10 protein-coding genes are annotated in these 16,540 nt (G+C 32.7%); 3 read left to right on the plus strand and 7 right to left on the minus strand.

From position 1 onward, the window contains the following. Positions 1-248: 248 nt before the first annotated feature. The 3 genes from nadB to Q4Q40_RS11400 form a co-directional block, all read right to left on the minus strand. On the minus strand, positions 249-1,817 hold the full coding sequence (gene nadB / locus Q4Q40_RS11390) for an L-aspartate oxidase (RefSeq protein WP_303301920.1): 1,569 nt from the start codon (positions 1,815-1,817) through the stop codon (positions 249-251). 3 nt (positions 1,818-1,820) lie between these two features. Beyond that, entirely contained in the window at positions 1,821-2,747 is a 927-nt protein-coding gene (gene nadA, locus Q4Q40_RS11395; protein ID WP_303301921.1) for a quinolinate synthase NadA, read from the minus strand. Between the two features lie 379 nt (positions 2,748-3,126). Further along, positions 3,127-4,935 carry a hypothetical protein gene (locus Q4Q40_RS11400; protein WP_303301922.1) on the minus strand — a complete coding sequence of 603 codons (1,809 nt, stop codon included), beginning with the start codon at positions 4,933-4,935 and terminating at the stop codon, positions 3,127-3,129. 397 nt (positions 4,936-5,332) lie between these two features. On the opposite strand from Q4Q40_RS11400, the gene Q4Q40_RS11405 reads away from it, so the two are divergent. Then, positions 5,333-7,921 (plus strand): phosphoenolpyruvate carboxylase, encoded by a 2,589-nt coding sequence (locus tag Q4Q40_RS11405; protein WP_303301923.1) that lies wholly within the window; start codon positions 5,333-5,335, stop codon positions 7,919-7,921. Positions 7,922-7,940: 19 nt separating this feature from the next. Here the strand turns inward: Q4Q40_RS11405 and Q4Q40_RS11410 are convergent, their stop codons facing one another. Next, entirely contained in the window at positions 7,941-8,207 is a 267-nt protein-coding gene (locus Q4Q40_RS11410) for a hypothetical protein (protein WP_303301924.1), read from the minus strand. 267 nt (positions 8,208-8,474) lie between these two features. Here Q4Q40_RS11410 and Q4Q40_RS11415 point away from each other — a divergent pair, with 267 nt between their 5' ends. Continuing rightward, a complete protein-coding gene (locus Q4Q40_RS11415; protein ID WP_303301925.1) occupies positions 8,475-8,738 on the plus strand; it encodes a cyclic nucleotide-binding domain-containing protein in 264 nt (87 codons plus the stop codon). A 145-nt stretch (positions 8,739-8,883) separates the two neighbouring features. Here Q4Q40_RS11415 and Q4Q40_RS11420 read toward each other — a convergent pair whose 3' ends face one another. The 3 genes from Q4Q40_RS11420 to Q4Q40_RS11430 are packed head-to-tail and all read right to left on the minus strand — an operon-like array spanning position 8,884 to position 11,559. Then, positions 8,884-10,125, minus strand: a complete 1,242-nt coding sequence (locus Q4Q40_RS11420) for an ammonium transporter (protein WP_303301926.1) — start codon at positions 10,123-10,125, stop codon at positions 8,884-8,886. Between the two features lie 27 nt (positions 10,126-10,152). Next, the gene (locus Q4Q40_RS11425) at positions 10,153-10,491 is read right to left on the minus strand and encodes a P-II family nitrogen regulator (protein WP_303281727.1); all 339 of its coding nucleotides are present in this window, start codon (positions 10,489-10,491) and stop codon (positions 10,153-10,155) included. A 24-nt stretch (positions 10,492-10,515) separates the two neighbouring features. Beyond that, on the minus strand, positions 10,516-11,559 hold the full coding sequence (locus Q4Q40_RS11430) for an outer membrane beta-barrel protein (RefSeq protein ID WP_303301927.1): 1,044 nt from the start codon (positions 11,557-11,559) through the stop codon (positions 10,516-10,518). Positions 11,560-12,022: 463 nt separating this feature from the next. On the opposite strand from Q4Q40_RS11430, the gene gltB reads away from it, so the two are divergent. After that, positions 12,023-16,537, plus strand: coding sequence for a glutamate synthase large subunit (gene gltB / locus Q4Q40_RS11435; protein WP_303301928.1), 4,515 nt, complete (start codon positions 12,023-12,025; stop codon positions 16,535-16,537). Positions 16,538-16,540 lie beyond the last annotated feature (3 nt).

A 16,540-nucleotide genomic window follows, 5' to 3' on the forward strand; every position in this document is an offset into this window, starting at 1 on the left:
CTGTCTATATATTAATAAAATTAAAACAATATTAAAATTAGTGTAGAAATATGGTTTTTATTTTGCCTAATGTCAATGGAAAATTGATTTATTAGAAATAGGAAATCCTATATTGAAAAAAAATCTAAAGATTAGGCTTGCTTACTTGACTAGTGGATTGCTGCCTTCGCAGGAATGATAAAGCAATTCATTGAGATGTGTCCAGACGGTAGGTCTCAAGGGTCAGAAAATTTTTAGATTAAAAGATCTCAGATCTCATTATTTTTTACATTATCAACATTGTAATAACCGCCTTTATTTTCTTTTCTATCTAAAGATTGTCTAATAATTAAGTGAGACACATTAATCATATTTCTTAATTCGCAAAGCGAAGTTGTTATTTTAGATTCTTTGTAAAGATCTTCAACTTCATTATAAATTAAATCTAAATGTTTTATGGCTCTTTTTAATCGCTTATTACTTCTTACAATCCCTACATAATCTCGCATTAGCGCTTGTAATTGCTTTAGGTTATGTTGTATTAAAATATGCTCTTTTTCGATAATGGTACCTTCGTCATTCCAACCTGGGATTATTAAATCTGTCGGTTTATAATCACATTCACTATGATGCTTAAAAATGTTATGAGCAAAAACCAAAGCTTCTAATAATGAATTTGATGCCAACCTATTAGCACCGTGCAAACCAGTTCTTGTACACTCACCACAGGCAAATAAATTATCAATAGTTGTTTTTCCTTTTTTGTTTACCTTAATACCACCACATAAATAATGAGATGCAGGAATTACAGGGATCCAATCGGTTTCAATATTTATATGATGCTCTAAGCATTTTTTATAAATATTAGGAAAATGATCTTTAAACGCTTCTATATCTAAATGTGTACAATCTAAATACACATGGGGATCACCAGATTTTTTTAATTCGCTATCTATACTTTGAGACACAATATCTCTGGAAGCTAACTCAGCACGCTCATCATAATCTGGCATAAAACGGTAACCGCTTTTAGTTCGAAGATAAGCACCAAAACCTCTAACAGCTTCAGAAATTAAAAATGAAGACTCCCCTTTTTCTTCATATAAAGCTGTTGGATGAAACTGAACAAACTCCATGTCTTTAATACGCGCTTTAGCTCTGTAGGCCATCGCAATACCATCGCCTGTTGCAATAATGGGGTTCGTTGTATGCCCATAAACACATCCAATACCTCCAGAAGCTAACAACGTGCTGTTTGCTTTTATTGTAAAGATATCTCCTGTATTTTGATTAAATATATAGGCACCAAAACACGATAAGGTTTCAGACTCATAGTCTTCTATATGGTGATTGGTAACTAAATCTATAGCAAAATGATGTGGTAAAATAGTGATATTTGATAGTTGATGTGTGCGTTCTAACAGAGCGCGCTCTATCTCGTAACCTGTAATGTCTTTATGATGAACCACTCTGTATTCCGAATGTCCGCCTTCTTTTCCTAAATCGAATCTTCCGCTGTCATTTATATCAAAATTTGCTCCCCAAAGCAACAATTCTTCCAATCGTTTAGGTCCTTCTTTTATAACAAGCTTAACAACCGATTCCTTACATAAACCATCGCCAGCCATTAAAGTATCTTTAATATGTTTTTTAAAGGAATCTTTTTCTTTATCTAAAACAATAGCAACCCCTCCCTGGGCATATTTAGTATTGGATTCGTCCTCATTAGATTTCGTAACGATAACAACCTTTCTGTCTGGAAATTTTTCTGCTATTTTAACCGCAAATGTTAATCCTGCTATTCCAGAGCCAATGACTAAATAATCTGTAGTAACCATTTTTTATTTAGATAATTCTAACATCCGCTCAATAGGTAATAATGCTTTTTTTCTAATAGGCTCGGGGACTTCAACTTGTGGTGATTCGTTTGATAAACAATCATACAATTTTTGCATGGTATTCATTTTCATAAAATGACACTCGCTACAAGCACAGGTATTATCTTCTACTGCAGGAGCAGGAATAAGCTCTGTATTTGGCATTTCTTGTTGCATTTTATGCAAAATACCAGCTTCTGTAGCAACTATAAATTTTTCTTCTTGATGTTCTTTTACGTAATTTATCATGCCCGAGGTAGATCCAACATAGGTTGCAGTATTCAAAATATGTTCCTCAGATTCTGGGTGCGCTATAATTTTATAGTCTGGATATTTTTTATGCAATTCAATTAATTTATCCATTGAAAAAGCTTCATGCACAATACAACTACCATCCCAAAGCAACATATCCCTTCCTGTTTCTTTAATAACATACTTTCCAAGATTCTTGTCTGGCGCAAAAATAATAGGTGTGTCTTTTGGTACCGATTCAACAATCTTTAAAGCATTTGAAGAAGTACATACGATATCGCTTAAAGCTTTAATTTCTGCCGAACAGTTTACATAAGTAATAACAACATGATCTGGATGTTGTTTTGTTAATGCCGAAAAACTTTCTGGTGGACAAGCATCTGCTAGAGAGCATCCCGCATTTAAATCGGGCAGCACGACTGTTTTTGATGGATTTAATATTTTAGCTGTTTCTGCCATAAAATGCACACCAGCAAATACAATAATATCGGCATCTGTTTCGGCTGCTTTTTGTGATAAGCCCAAACTATCCCCTACATAATCAGCAATATCTTGTATTTCTGGAACTTGATAATAATGTGCCAGAATTACAGCATTCTTTTCTTTTTTAAGACGATTTATTTCTTTTACTAAATCCATTTTATTAATCTTCTTCACGTTACAAAAACAACCCAATGCTTTATAACATCTTTATTTATGCAAATATCTGAATTAAAGCTGTATTGAAAATAAGATTGTATTAAAAATTGTGAAGAAATTAAGCATCCTCAAAAAAACCATGACATAAAGGAATCTAACTCAAGCGAACTCTTTAATATTTAATAAAAATAGAATGAAAATCTATAAAGTGGTTTAAACTTTTTTTAATGACCTGTAAAATGTCCTTTTTTTACTCAATTTTCGTCTTTTTATAACTCCATAGCACTAACTATAAATAGTAAAAACACTTTAATTGATTTACATCAATCCAAAAAACCTAAACCACTTCTCTTTAAAATAAAATCCTTTTGATCACATTTTAGTTTATAACAGACAAACTTTCAATCTCAAGTTTAATAGAATTTAAAGTGGTATCGCTTTTATCTAATTCATATAAAATAACATCTCTAATGTCTTCAAAAACATGTTTCAATTCACAAAACATGGTTTTATAATATGAAACTCCTTCTTTCATATTGTTTGTAAAAGTTAGCAGGTATTTTTCCTCTTTTTTTGTTATTGATTTTTTTACTTCATCTAATTTATTCTTTAAAAAATCTATATAAATATATAATTCTTTGATAAATAAATTTGGTCTATCATCTCTGGAAATCATATTATCTCTTCCGTAAATATGGTCTGTAATATTCTTTAAACTCATAATATTAGAATAATATGCCATATTTGGACCAGGGCAAACAGATACCCCTTCGCCTTCTACTTTTGTATCTAAATTATATGCTAATAATGCAGAAGTCCCTAAACCAACACAGGTACAAGATTTCTCTATTATTTTATTAAACTTAGCTTGATAATCTTCCAACGGTAATTCTTGCGCATCCAACTCTTTTATTTTTAAATGTTGGTATTCTCTGGAAGCAGTACATATCCCTTTTTCTTTAAATTCTTTATTTAAAGCCACAAACTTCTTTGGGCAAGCACTACCTGGTCTTCCTTTATTAATAAGCGCTTCCTTTTCGAGATCTTTGGTATTATCTCTAAGGTTATTAAATGGAATGCCTAATGGCGAAATATCACTTAAATATAAATCGGCTTCTTTAGCTTTAGCTAACTTGTCTAATGTTTTTTCATCTACAGTTGTTGCTTCTGGGACTAATAAAAAAGGCGTCCCCCAACCAACGGAGTCTAATTGATATTCATTTATTAAAAACTCATGTTCTTCTTGAGTCCCAACACCACCTTGTGCAGAAATTTTCATAACTAAAGGTGTTTCGGGAATTACACGCCCTTGATTCATCAATTCTTGATTTAAAAGTTCTTGAATTGACTCTTTTAATTCCTCTCTCTTTTCTTTAAATTCGGCTAAAACAGGTCCTAAAAGATAGCCGTTTGTAGCAAAAGCATGGCCCCCACAATTTAACCCAGATTCAATTCTATATTCCGAAACCCATAATCCTTTTTTTGCCAAAAATTTACCTTGGATTAATGCCGATTTATAGTCACTTACTTTTAAAATAATTTTCTTTTCAAAAGCACCATTTTCTGTAGGATAAAAATCATCAAACTGTCCCATATAACTATACAGTCTAGGGTTTAATCCCGCAGAAAGCACCACAGAAGAATTTAACTTACTATTTACAAAACCTCTTAATGCAGCATGCGCATCATTATATTCGGTAGATAACTTTTCGCCTTTAACATAGTTATCTTTATCTACTTTGGTCATAATATTAACGTCAATACTACCTTTAACCAAATTTTTAATGGTCCATTTTTTAATTTCAGAAATATTAAAGCCCTTTTCTGTGAGTTTTTTAAATTCTGTTTTTAACGAAGCACCATTGGGAAGCATGTTTATATAGGCTTTTAAATCGTCCGTTTTTTTAATTCCTATATTCTTTAAATCTTCAAATTTTTTATCGGCTAAATCATTAACCAAATTCAAATATGATGTGATTCGTTTAGCTCTAAAATCTTGTACTTTATCTGTTATCTCGTTATAAGGAACCTCAAATTTCTCGCTATACATCTTTCTTAACTTCTCAAGTAAAATATCGTCTACTAAAGAAATCACAGAATCCATACCGTATTGGGCAACTTTTACTGGTGTATCAACCGTAAAGCCTATACCCATAACTGGGATGTGAAATGAATGCACTTTTTTCATCTAATTATGTTTTATTTCTAATTGCTATAAATTTATTAAACGCCGAAGGTATTAGTTTAACATAACATCAAGTATGACTTTTATCATACTATTCTTAACAGAATTAGTGTTGGTGAAATACAGAATTTCAAGAAATTCTGTATTTTGTAGTGCGTTTTCACAGGAATAACAATTTCAACGAAAACCCAGAAGCAAAGCCAAAAATTCTTTTCGATTAAATAATATCGTTATTTAAAGCACTTTATGAATTATAAAGAATCTGATTAATTTGGTGTTTTTTTTAATTATTCACAATAAGAATTCATCAAACTAAAAAAATCAATAAATCTTTATCGAGTCTACATGCTTTTATGAAAGCTTCACTACTTTTACGGTTAATTTTCAATAGAACGAAACTATGTCGGTAGAGCCTAAACTAACACGATTTAAACAAAATGTATTGTCTAAATATCAAATATACAATAGTATATTTATGACCTTACCTTTCGATACTATTACAAAAACTGGAATACTACTTCCTTTATTTCATGAAACCTGCGAGAAAGGTTTTGAATGGGGTGATGATCCCACAACTATTGTTGATACATTTTTTAAAAAATACCAAGGTAGACGTTCTAAAGAAAGTCAAATAAACTTACTATTTCGTTTTATTCAATATATAGAAAGACAAGTGGTTTTATTTGATGCTATTGAAGATGCTGCTTTCCCAATAGTTAATAACATGGAAGGTATTGGTACTTTAAGAAATCTTAAAGAGACTGCCATTTCAGAGAACAGATTAGAAGAACTACAAAGTTACCTTGAAGAGTTTAAGGTGCGTATTGTTTTAACAGCACACCCAACGCAATTCTATCCAGGTTCTGTTTTAGGAATCATCACAGATTTAACAGAGGCTATTAAAGAAAATAACCTGTCTGGTATAAATAATTTATTTGGTCAATTAGGAAAAACACCTTTCTTTAAACATGAAAAACCAACGCCTTACCATGAGGCAAAAAGTTTAATTTGGTATTTAGAGAATGTGTTTTATCAATCGTTTGGTGAAATTTACAATTACATTCAGCAAAATATTTATGATGACGGGAAAAAACATAATGAAATTATAAATATTGGTTTTTGGCCTGGAGGCGATCGTGATGGAAATCCGTTTGTAAAACCAGATACCACTATAAAGGTTGCTAAAAAATTAAAGCAAGCTATCTTAAAAAAATACTATTCCGACCTTAAAAATTTAAGACGCAAACTTACTTTTAAGGGTGTAGAAAAACGTATTATAAAATTAGAAACCATACTATACAACTTTAGTGTTAATTTAAACACAAAAAAAACTATTACGTCCAAAGAGCTTATCTTAGAATTATTGAGTATTAGAAACCTTGTTGTAAAAGAGCATCAATCTTTATACGTAGGCGAAATAAATAACTTAATAAATAGAGTACGCCTTTTTGGTTATAATTTTGCTACGCTAGATATTAGACAAGACAGTAGAATTCATCATACTGTTTTCACCACAGTAATAGATCATTTAATTAAACAAGAAAGTACTTCATTCCCTAAAAATTATCATGATTTATCTGAAGAAGAGCAAATTAAAATATTATCTGAAGTTACAGATGAAACTATCGATATAAGTGTTTTTAAAGATGAAATGGTTTTTAATACTTTAAAAACTATTGAAGCTATTAAAGATATTCAAGAAAGTAATGGTGAGCGTGGTGCTAACAGATATATTATAAGTAACAATCAAACCGCTTTAAATGTTATGCAGCTTTTTGCGATGCTTAAGCTAATTACATTCAAAGATAACTTAACGGTTGATGTTGTTCCTCTTTTTGAAACTATTCCCGATTTAGAAAATGCACCAGGTGTTATGGAGCAACTCTATACCAACCCTGCGTATATGGCTCACTTAAAAAGTAGAGGCAATAAACAGACCATTATGCTAGGATTTTCAGACGGTACCAAAGACGGTGGGTATTTAATGGCAAACTGGGGTATTTTTAAAGCTAAAGAATTACTAACAGAGATGTCTAGAAAATATGATATCACTGCCATATTTTTTGATGGTAGAGGTGGTCCACCAGCAAGAGGTGGTGGTAAAACACATCAATTTTACTCGTCGCTCGGTCCAACCATTGAGGATAAAGAAGTACAGCTAACGATTCAAGGACAAACTATTAGTTCTAATTTTGGAACCTTAGATTCTTCGCAATATAACTTAGAACAGTTAATAAGTTCTGGGGTTTCTAATCGCTTAAGCAAAAATCAATCTGCCATGTCTCCAGACGATAAGGTTGTTATGAATGATTTAGCTGAAATAAGCTATAAGACCTATAAAGACTTTAAAAGCCACCCTATGTTCATTCCTTATTTAGAAAGAATGAGCACCTTAAAATATTATGCTAAAACGAATATTGGTAGCCGTCCTTCAAAAAGAGGTACTTCAGATAAATTAGTTTTCTCAGATTTAAGAGCCATTCCTTTTGTAGGCTCATGGAGTCAATTAAAACAGAATGTTCCTGGGTTCTTTGGTGTTGGTACGGCTCTAAAAGTTTATGAGGACAATGACGAATTCGATAAAGTAAAACAACTTTATAATAATTCGAAATTCTTCAAGACCTTATTAGAAAATAGTATGATGTCTTTATCAAAATCGTTTTTCAATTTAACGAAGTATATGGCTAAGGATCCAGAATTTGGTGAATTTTGGAATATTATCCACGATGAATATATCACGACCAAAAGGCTTCTTTTAAAGCTTACTGGGTACAAGAAATTAATGGAAAACGAGCCTTCTGGAAAAGCTTCTATTGAGGTGAGAGAATCTATAGTTTTACCATTGTTAACCATACAACAGTATGCGCTTAAAAAGATTCAGGAGTTAGAAAAAGCAGAGGTAAGAGACGAAGAACAAATACAAATTTTCGAAAAGATTGTAACACGTTCTTTATTTGGTAATATTAACGCTAGTAGAAATTCGGCTTAACGTTTTTATTTAGCAGTTTTCAACCATTCTGATAGACCATCAAGCTCGGCATATGGGTAATTACTAAAAAGTAGTTTGCTAAGCCAATACATGCTGCTTTGCATTTGCTCGTTCTTATATTGCTTTTTTCTAATTGAGACAGAAGTAATATAAATTCAAGCAATGATTCCTGCATATAGCTGAGCTCATTTAGATCTGCAATAGGCAGTTTTATATAAACTTGATTCGTTTTAGGATTTGTTTGTAGTGTGTCACCATAGCTTGCTGTAAATTCGTTTGGTTTCATTTTTGTGATTTTTACTATTTCACGAATCTAAATTCTGTTTTTCTTATCGATATAATAAACACATATATGTACTATTTTGTTATATTTTAAATAAGCATCCAAATCTATATAACACAAATAGGTACAAGCATTTGGTATGCACTTGAGAAAATTAAGAAAGGAACATAATTTATCTTGGCAATCTTTTTTCCCTTACATAACTGAAGATACAGATATTTACATAAAGCCTGTGTAACAAGCATGGTGAGGCATTAAAACAAAAATAAAATGGAAGATTTATACAGTTACTTAAACGCTATTTCACCAGTTCAAGAAACGACTTGGAATGAGCTAAAAATAATTTTTACTGAGCAATCATTAAAAAAAGGAGAGTATTTCGTAAAAGAAGTTAAAACTGCTAAAAAATTTGGTTTTATTAGAAAAGGCATAATTCGAGCTTTTTATCGCAATAATGAAGGCGTTGAATACAACAAGCACTTTTTTGTAGATAATAATATGATTGACGCTTATTCTTCTTTAATTACTCAGTAACCTAATACCATAAACCTATGGTATCACTCGTCTGAACCTAGTAACGACAGTATGTCTCCTCCTAAAAAGTTCACATTATTATATAAAAAAAAGGATGTCTTACACAATAAGTAAAACATCCTTTTTACAAAAACTAAACTAATTATTAATGTTCATTCATTCTAAAGTCTGGATATGCATCCATACCGTGCTCATGACCATCTAATCCTTCTAATTCTTCTTTTTCAGAAACTCTTATTCCCATTGTTTTCTTCAACGCGAAGATTATAATAAACGAGGTTACAATACAGAAAACGGCATAGGCACCTACACCTGTTAACTGACTAATAAACTGATCCATTCCTGCTAACGCTCCAAAAATACCTACTGCTAATGTTCCCCAAATACCACATATTAAGTGAACTGCAATAGCACCAACAGGATCATCTAATTTAATTTTATCAATAAAACTTACTGCAAAAACAATAATTGCTCCTGCGATAGCTCCAATTAAAATAGCATCTGTAGGGCTCATTTGGTCTGCACCAGCTGTAATACCAACTAAACCACCAAGTATTCCGTTTAAGAACATGGTTAAATCTAAGTTTTTAAACATCACCGTAGAAACCAACATCGCTACTACACCACCTGCTGCAGCTGCTAAACAAGTCGTCACTAAAGTTAAAGACGTTAAGCTTGGATCTGCTGAAAGTACAGAACCACCATTAAAACCAAACCATCCTAACCATAGAATTATAACCCCAGCAGTTGCTAAAGGAATGTTATGTCCAGGAATAGCTTGTGGTTTTCCATCTTTAAATTTACCTATACGAGATCCTAGTAACCAAACTGCTACTAATGCTGCCCATCCACCAACTGAATGCACTAAAGATGATCCTGCAAAATCATAAAAAGGCGTTTCTAATGTATCTAAAAATCCACCTCCCCATTTCCATGAACCAGCTATTGGATAAACAAATCCTACGTATACTATTGTAAAGATCATAAATGGTACAATCTTCATACGCTCGGCCACTGCACCAGAAACAATCGTTGCTGCTGTTGCTGCAAACATCCCTTGAAATAAGAAATCTGTCCAGTAAGTATACCCTTCATTATAAGTTAAATCTAAAGCTCCTTCAGCTGTTAAAGGCGAATCTAATCCAAATCCTGCAAAACCAAAGATTCCAGACGAACCTTCTGCAAAACCAGGATACATTAAGTTAAAACCAACTAAACAATATAATAGTAAGCCAACCGTGATAATAAATATATTCTTGAAAAGAATGTTTATAGTATTCTTTTGTCTTGTTAATCCAATTTCTAAAAATGCAAAACCTAAGTGCATGAAGAAAACCAGAGCTGTACAGACCATCATCCATACATTATTTGTTGTAAGTAATTCCATAATATGTGTATATATTTTAAATGGTGATTATTTTAAAGTGTCTCCACCTTTTTCCCCTGTTCGTATTCTGTAACATTCATTAATATCTGATACAAATATTTTCCCATCTCCTACTTCACCTGTTCCGGCCGAATTAAGAATTGCTTGAATAGTTACTTCTTCAAAATCATCATTTACAACAATTGATATATGTCTACGTTGAATATCACTTGTACTGTATGACACTCCTCTGTATACATGACCTTCTTTTTCATTCCCTAAACCAGTAACATCCCAGTAAGAGAAAAAGTTCACTCCAACATCATGTAGTGCTTCTTTAACAACACGATATTTAGATTTTCTAATAATTGCTTCAATTTTCTTCATGATTGTATCTATTATTTAGTTTTGTTAGAAAGAATATATAGCAGCCAAAGTAAAAGCAGCTAAACTTTTTGTAGCTTCTGAATCGTTATCAAAGAAAGCACCATCTTCCGATCCACTATCTAAACGTAATTCTGGTTTGATAACAAGATTTTCAATAGTATAACTTCCTGTTAAAGTAGTTGCAAATACACTAGCATCTCCGTCAGCATCAGTAACTCCTAAGCCAATCACTCCATAGTCGCCATTTTCTGCAAAATACTCTCCTCTAAGACCTAAAGCAAAAGCATCAGAAAATGAATATTGAGGATATAATGCTACACCGTAAAATCCAGTATCTAAATCATCATTTTTTTGATAAGCAGCATTAATACCTAAATAAAATTCATCAGAAACATCAAAACCACCTGTGTAGTCAATTTCGAATCCTAATTTAGCATCGTTATCATAATAGAAGTTTAAGAATTGCCCCTTATAACCTAATTGTGTTCCTATAGAGTATGCACCAGGAACAGAACCACCACTTGTTCCATTAAAATTCTCATCTGTAACATTCATAACAGCCAACATTAAACTAAAATCATCAGATAAAGCAAAATCTGCTTTTAAACCAACATGAGAAAATGGACCATAAGAAAACATGAAAGATGTACTGTAGTTAAAATTTCCCGTAGGAGATATAACTTCGTATCCTAAATACGTATTAAAACGACCTAAAGTTAAAGTAGTACTTTCAGACACATTCCAGTAAGCATACAATTGATTAACAAAAATAGCATCATCACCACCAACTGCTTCTAATCCTCTTGGTCCAAAAGCTAAATCTGCAACAGCACCTGTTTTTTCACCTTCATAACTAGCAATAACATTAGCCATACCTAAAGCAAAGCCTGTCTCATTAGCAAATGATGTTCCTGTATTTTGTGATCCTACGTCTGTAGATGTTAAATTAGTTTTGTAGTAAGCATCTACACTACCACTAATATTTAATTTTTTCTCAGTAACCTCTTCTTCTTGTGCAAATAAAACTGTTGCCATAAAAAGCATTGAAAGCGTAAATAGTTTTTTCATAATTGTTTTGAGTTTAGTTATTTAACTTTTGATTTTATTTCTAATCAACGAGGCTAATCTATACAAAAAACAAATACACCCCATAAAAAATAGGGTTGATTGAATTAATTTTATCAATATTTCATTTTTTACCCTATTTTTTTATAGGTATTATTTTTATTATGTGTTTTTTTGAATTTTTAACAACTCAATTATTTGAATTATCGTCAATATTTTATATGCTTTAATGATATTATCCCTAGCAACTTGACTCTTTATTAGCATTAATTCACATATCCGTATTTATTACTGAAAATTATAGATTTGAATATTTATTAAAAAATGCGTTTAATATTGATATATACTTATTTTTATCTCAACTTCGCTTATATAATCGGAATAATGAAATACCCCTTATTGTAATTCGAGTCTTAGTGCATATCTTAGCTCTTCAACTCAAGTTTTAAACCAAAATTTGTCGATTATGCTGAAGAAACAAGGACTATATTTACCCGAATTTGAACATGAAAACTGTGGCGCAGGTTTTATTTGTAATCTTAATGGAGATAAGACAAATCAAATCATTCATGATGCCTTAGAAATTCTCGTAAAGCTAGAACACCGTGGAGGTGTAAGTGCCGATGGAAAAACTGGTGATGGTGCTGGTTTATTAATTGATATCCCTCATGATTATTTTAAAAGAGTTTGCGATTTTAATATCCCAGCTCAAAGAGAATATGCCGTAGGTATGGTATTCTTACCAAAAACATCAAACCAATACCTATTTTGTAAAAACACTTTTGAAGAAGAAATAAAAACACAAGGGCTTTCTATTTTAGGATGGAGAGAAGTTCCTGTAGATTCTACACAATTAGGTCAGATAGCTTTAGCTTCAGAGCCTAATATTGAGCAACTTTTTGTTGGTAAAACCGAAACGATTAGTGAAGCTGATTTTAAAGCTAAATTGTATGCTGCACGTAAAATTACTGAGCATATAATTAGAAAATCAAAAATCTCGGAAAGCGCCTATTTTTATGTACCAAGCTTATCAACCACAACTTTAATATATAAGGGCATTATAATGCCTGAAGATATCGGTCCTTATTATACCGATTTACAACAAATAGATCTAGTAACACGTCTGGCATTAGTACACCAGCGTTTTTCTACCAATACGATGCCTACTTGGGAATTAGCACAACCATTCCGTTTTATGTGTCAGAATGGTGAGATTAACACCTTACGTGGTAATGTTAGTAGAATGCGTGTTCGTGAAGAAATCATGAAAAGTGATGTTTTCGGACCTCAAATAGATAAATTATTCCCTATCATATTACCTGGTAAGTCCGATTCTGCTTCTATGGATATGGTGGTTGAATTATTAACGCACACAGGAAGATCGTTACCAGAAATTATGATGATGATGATTCCTGAAGCATGGGAAAAGCACAAAACCATGTCTGCCGAAAGAAAAGCATTCTACGAATACAATGGTTCTATTATGGAGCCATGGGATGGCCCAGCATCTGTACCTTTTACAGATGGTGATTACATTGGTGCTTTATTAGATAGAAACGGACTAAGGCCTTCTAGATATACCGTTACCAAAAGTGGTAAATTAATTATGTCGTCTGAAATCGGTGTTGTAGAAATAGAACCTGAAGATGTAGAAAAACATGGTCGATTAGAGCCTGGAAAAATGTTCTTGGTAGACATGAACAAAGGACGTATTATTGAAGATGAAGAAATTAAAAGTAAAATTGTTTCTGAAAGACCTTATAAAGAATGGTTAGACAAAACAAGATTACACCTAAAAGACGTTCCTTACACAAACGAAACCTGTCCTATTGAAACGATTGATATAAAAACAAGACAGCGTTTATTCAATTACACATTCGAAGATATCCAAGAGGTTATTACACCTATGGCCGTTGTTGGAAAAGAAGCTTTAGGCTCTATGGGAATTGATACACCTTTAGCCGTTTTGTCTGATAGACCGCAACTTATCTCTAATTACTTCAAGCAATTGTTTGCCCAAGTTACAAACCCACCATTAGATGGTATTCGCGAAGAGATTGTAACAGATATTAGTTTAAATTTAGGTAAAGACCGAAACATTTTCAGCATTACCGACAGACAATGTAGAAAGCTTAGAATTCAAAACCCTGTTATCTCTAATGCCGATTTAGAAAAAATAAGAAGTATTTCTATTGAAAGTTTTAAAGCTGAAACTATTGAAATACTTTATCCAAAAAATCAAGGGCTTAATGGACTTGAAGAGGCTCTTGAAAATATTATAATACAAATTGAAAAAGCATTAGATAGAAAAACAAATATTATCATTTTATCAGATAGAGGTGTTAACCAAGAATTAGCTCCTATTCCTGCTTTATTGGCTTGTTCTTATGTAAATCATCAAATGAATCGTTTACGCAAGCGTTCTTATTTTGATATCATTATAGAATCTGCAGAACCCCGTGAACCACATCATTTTGCTACCTTATTTGGTTATGGAGCCAGCGCTGTTAACCCTTATATGGTAAACGAAATTATCAGAATGCAAGTAAAAGAAGGTTTCATTACTGATATGGACGAACAAAAGGCCGTTGATAATTTTAACAAAGCTATTGGAACAGGGATTTTAAAAATAATGAACAAAATAGGAATCTCTACCTTACATTCTTATAGAGGTTCTCAAATTTTCGAAATTGTTGGCTTCAATTCTCAATTTGTTGAAAAATACTTCCCTTATACCGCTTCTAGAATTGAAGGTATAGGCTTATACGAAATTGAAAGAGAAATCAATGAACGTTACAAACAAGCCTATCCAGATAATTTAATTGATAAACGTTTAGGCTTAAACATTGGAGGTGATTATAGATGGAGACGTAATGGCGAACGTCATTTATTCAATCCAACTACCGTTGCAAAATTACAACAAGCCGTTAGGTTAAGCGATCAAGCCAGCTACGATGTTTATTCAAAAGCAATTAACCAACAGTCTGAAAACTTAATGACCATCCGTGGTTTATTTGAATTTGATAATTTAGACCCTATTCCTTTAGAAGAAGTAGAGCCATGGACAGACATAGTAAAGCGTTTTAAAACAGGCGCCATGTCTTACGGGTCTATTTCCAGAGAAGCTCATGAAAATTTAGCCATTGCCATGAACCGAATTGGTGGTAAATCAAATTCTGGTGAAGGCGGAGAAGATAGAAAACGTTTCCAAAAAGATATAAACGGTGATAGCCGTAACTCAGCAATAAAACAAGTAGCATCAGGTCGTTTTGGAGTAACTTCGCACTATTTAACAAATGCGAAAGAAATTCAAATTAAAATGGCTCAAGGGGCAAAACCTGGCGAAGGTGGACAATTACCTGGTGAAAAAGTATTACCATGGATTGCTTCAGCCAGAAACTCAACACCTTTTGTTGGCTTAATTTCACCACCTCCACATCACGATATTTATTCTATTGAAGATTTAGCACAATTAATTTTCGATTTAAAAAATGCAAACCGTGAAGCTAGGGTTAATGTTAAATTGGTTTCAGAAGTTGGAGTTGGGACTATTGCTGCTGGGGTTTCAAAAGCCAAAGCCGATGTGGTTTTAATTTCAGGATACGATGGCGGTACAGGAGCGTCACCATTAACCTCATTAAAACATGCAGGATTACCATGGGAACTTGGTTTAGCCGAAGCACAACAAACCTTAGTTTTAAATAAATTACGAAGTAGAATTGTAGTAGAGTGTGACGGTCAATTAAAAACAGGTCGGGATGTTGCTATTGCCGCTTTACTAGGCGCTGAAGAGTTTGGATTTGCAACAGCACCATTAGTAGCCTCAGGTTGTATTATGATGCGTAAATGCCATTTAAATACATGCCCAGTAGGGATTGCTACTCAAGACAAAGAATTACGTAAAAACTTTAAAGGTACACCAGAACACGTTATTAATTTCTTCTTTTATATCGCTGAAGAATTAAGAGCAATCATGGCTCAATTAGGGTTTAGAACTTTAGGAGAGATGGTAGGACAAACACATAAGATAAATGCCAATAAAGCCATTAAACATTATAAAGCAAAAGGCTTAGATTTATCTTCTATTTTACACAGACCAGAGGTTTATAAACAATTAACGGTTAAGAATACCGAGCAGCAAGATCATAATTTGGAGCATGTTATAGACTTCCAAATATTAAAAGATTCGCATAGAGCTTTATACAGAAAAGAAAAAACGATATTAGAATACCCTATTAAGAATACAGATCGTTCAGTTGGAGCCATTGTAAGTAATGAGATTTCTAAAATTTATGGTCATTTAGGTTTACCCGAAGATACATTAAACATCAATTTTACTGGATCTGCAGGGCAAAGTTTTGGAGCCTTTGGAGCACACGGATTATCTTTTACTGTTGAAGGGAATACAAACGATTATTTAGGAAAAGGTTTATCTGGAGCTAAACTAATCATCAAAAAACCAGCTAAGGCAGATTTCATAGCAGAAAACAATATCATTGTTGGTAATGTTTGTTTATTCGGTGCCGTTCAAGGAGAAGCTTATATTAATGGAATTGCTGGCGAACGTTTTGCAGTACGTAACTCTGGAGCTGTAACAGTTGTTGAAGGTGTTGGAGATCACTGTTGTGAATATATGACTGGTGGAAAAGTAATTGTACTAGGCAGCACTGGAAGAAACTTTGCAGCAGGAATGAGTGGCGGTATTGCTTATGTTTACGATCCTGATAATAAATTCGTTAACGGTTTATGCAATACAGAAACGATTGAGTTTGAAGACATTTCTGCAGAAGATGCAGCAGATTTAAAACAAACCATAGAAAAGCATGTACTATATACAAATAGTAAATGTGGTGAAAGGTTATTAGCAGATTGGGATACGAGCTTAAGCAATTTTATAAAAGTAATGCCAATCGAATACAAACGTGCCTTAAAACGTTTAGAGACTGAAGAACCAATGGTAGAAGAATTAACAACAGCATAGTGT

Source organism: Flavivirga jejuensis (assembly GCF_030540765.1).
GTDB classification, from domain to species: domain Bacteria; phylum Bacteroidota; class Bacteroidia; order Flavobacteriales; family Flavobacteriaceae; genus Flavivirga; species Flavivirga jejuensis.

Coding starts and splice junctions, on each gene's coding strand:
- nadB (WP_303301920.1), bottom strand. CDS start 1,817: ATGGTTACTACAGATTATTTAGTCATTGGCTCTGGAATAGCAGGATTA.
- nadA (WP_303301921.1), bottom strand. CDS start 2,747: ATGGATTTAGTAAAAGAAATAAATCGTCTTAAAAAAGAAAAGAATGCT.
- Q4Q40_RS11400 (WP_303301922.1), bottom strand. CDS start 4,935: ATGAAAAAAGTGCATTCATTTCACATCCCAGTTATGGGTATAGGCTTT.
- Q4Q40_RS11405 (WP_303301923.1), top strand. CDS start 5,333: ATGTCGGTAGAGCCTAAACTAACACGATTTAAACAAAATGTATTGTCT.
- Q4Q40_RS11410 (WP_303301924.1), bottom strand. CDS start 8,207: ATGAAACCAAACGAATTTACAGCAAGCTATGGTGACACACTACAAACA.
- Q4Q40_RS11415 (WP_303301925.1), top strand. CDS start 8,475: ATGGAAGATTTATACAGTTACTTAAACGCTATTTCACCAGTTCAAGAA.
- Q4Q40_RS11420 (WP_303301926.1), bottom strand. CDS start 10,125: ATGGAATTACTTACAACAAATAATGTATGGATGATGGTCTGTACAGCT.
- Q4Q40_RS11425 (WP_303281727.1), bottom strand. CDS start 10,491: ATGAAGAAAATTGAAGCAATTATTAGAAAATCTAAATATCGTGTTGTT.
- Q4Q40_RS11430 (WP_303301927.1), bottom strand. CDS start 11,559: ATGAAAAAACTATTTACGCTTTCAATGCTTTTTATGGCAACAGTTTTA.
- gltB (WP_303301928.1), top strand. CDS start 12,023: ATGCTGAAGAAACAAGGACTATATTTACCCGAATTTGAACATGAAAAC.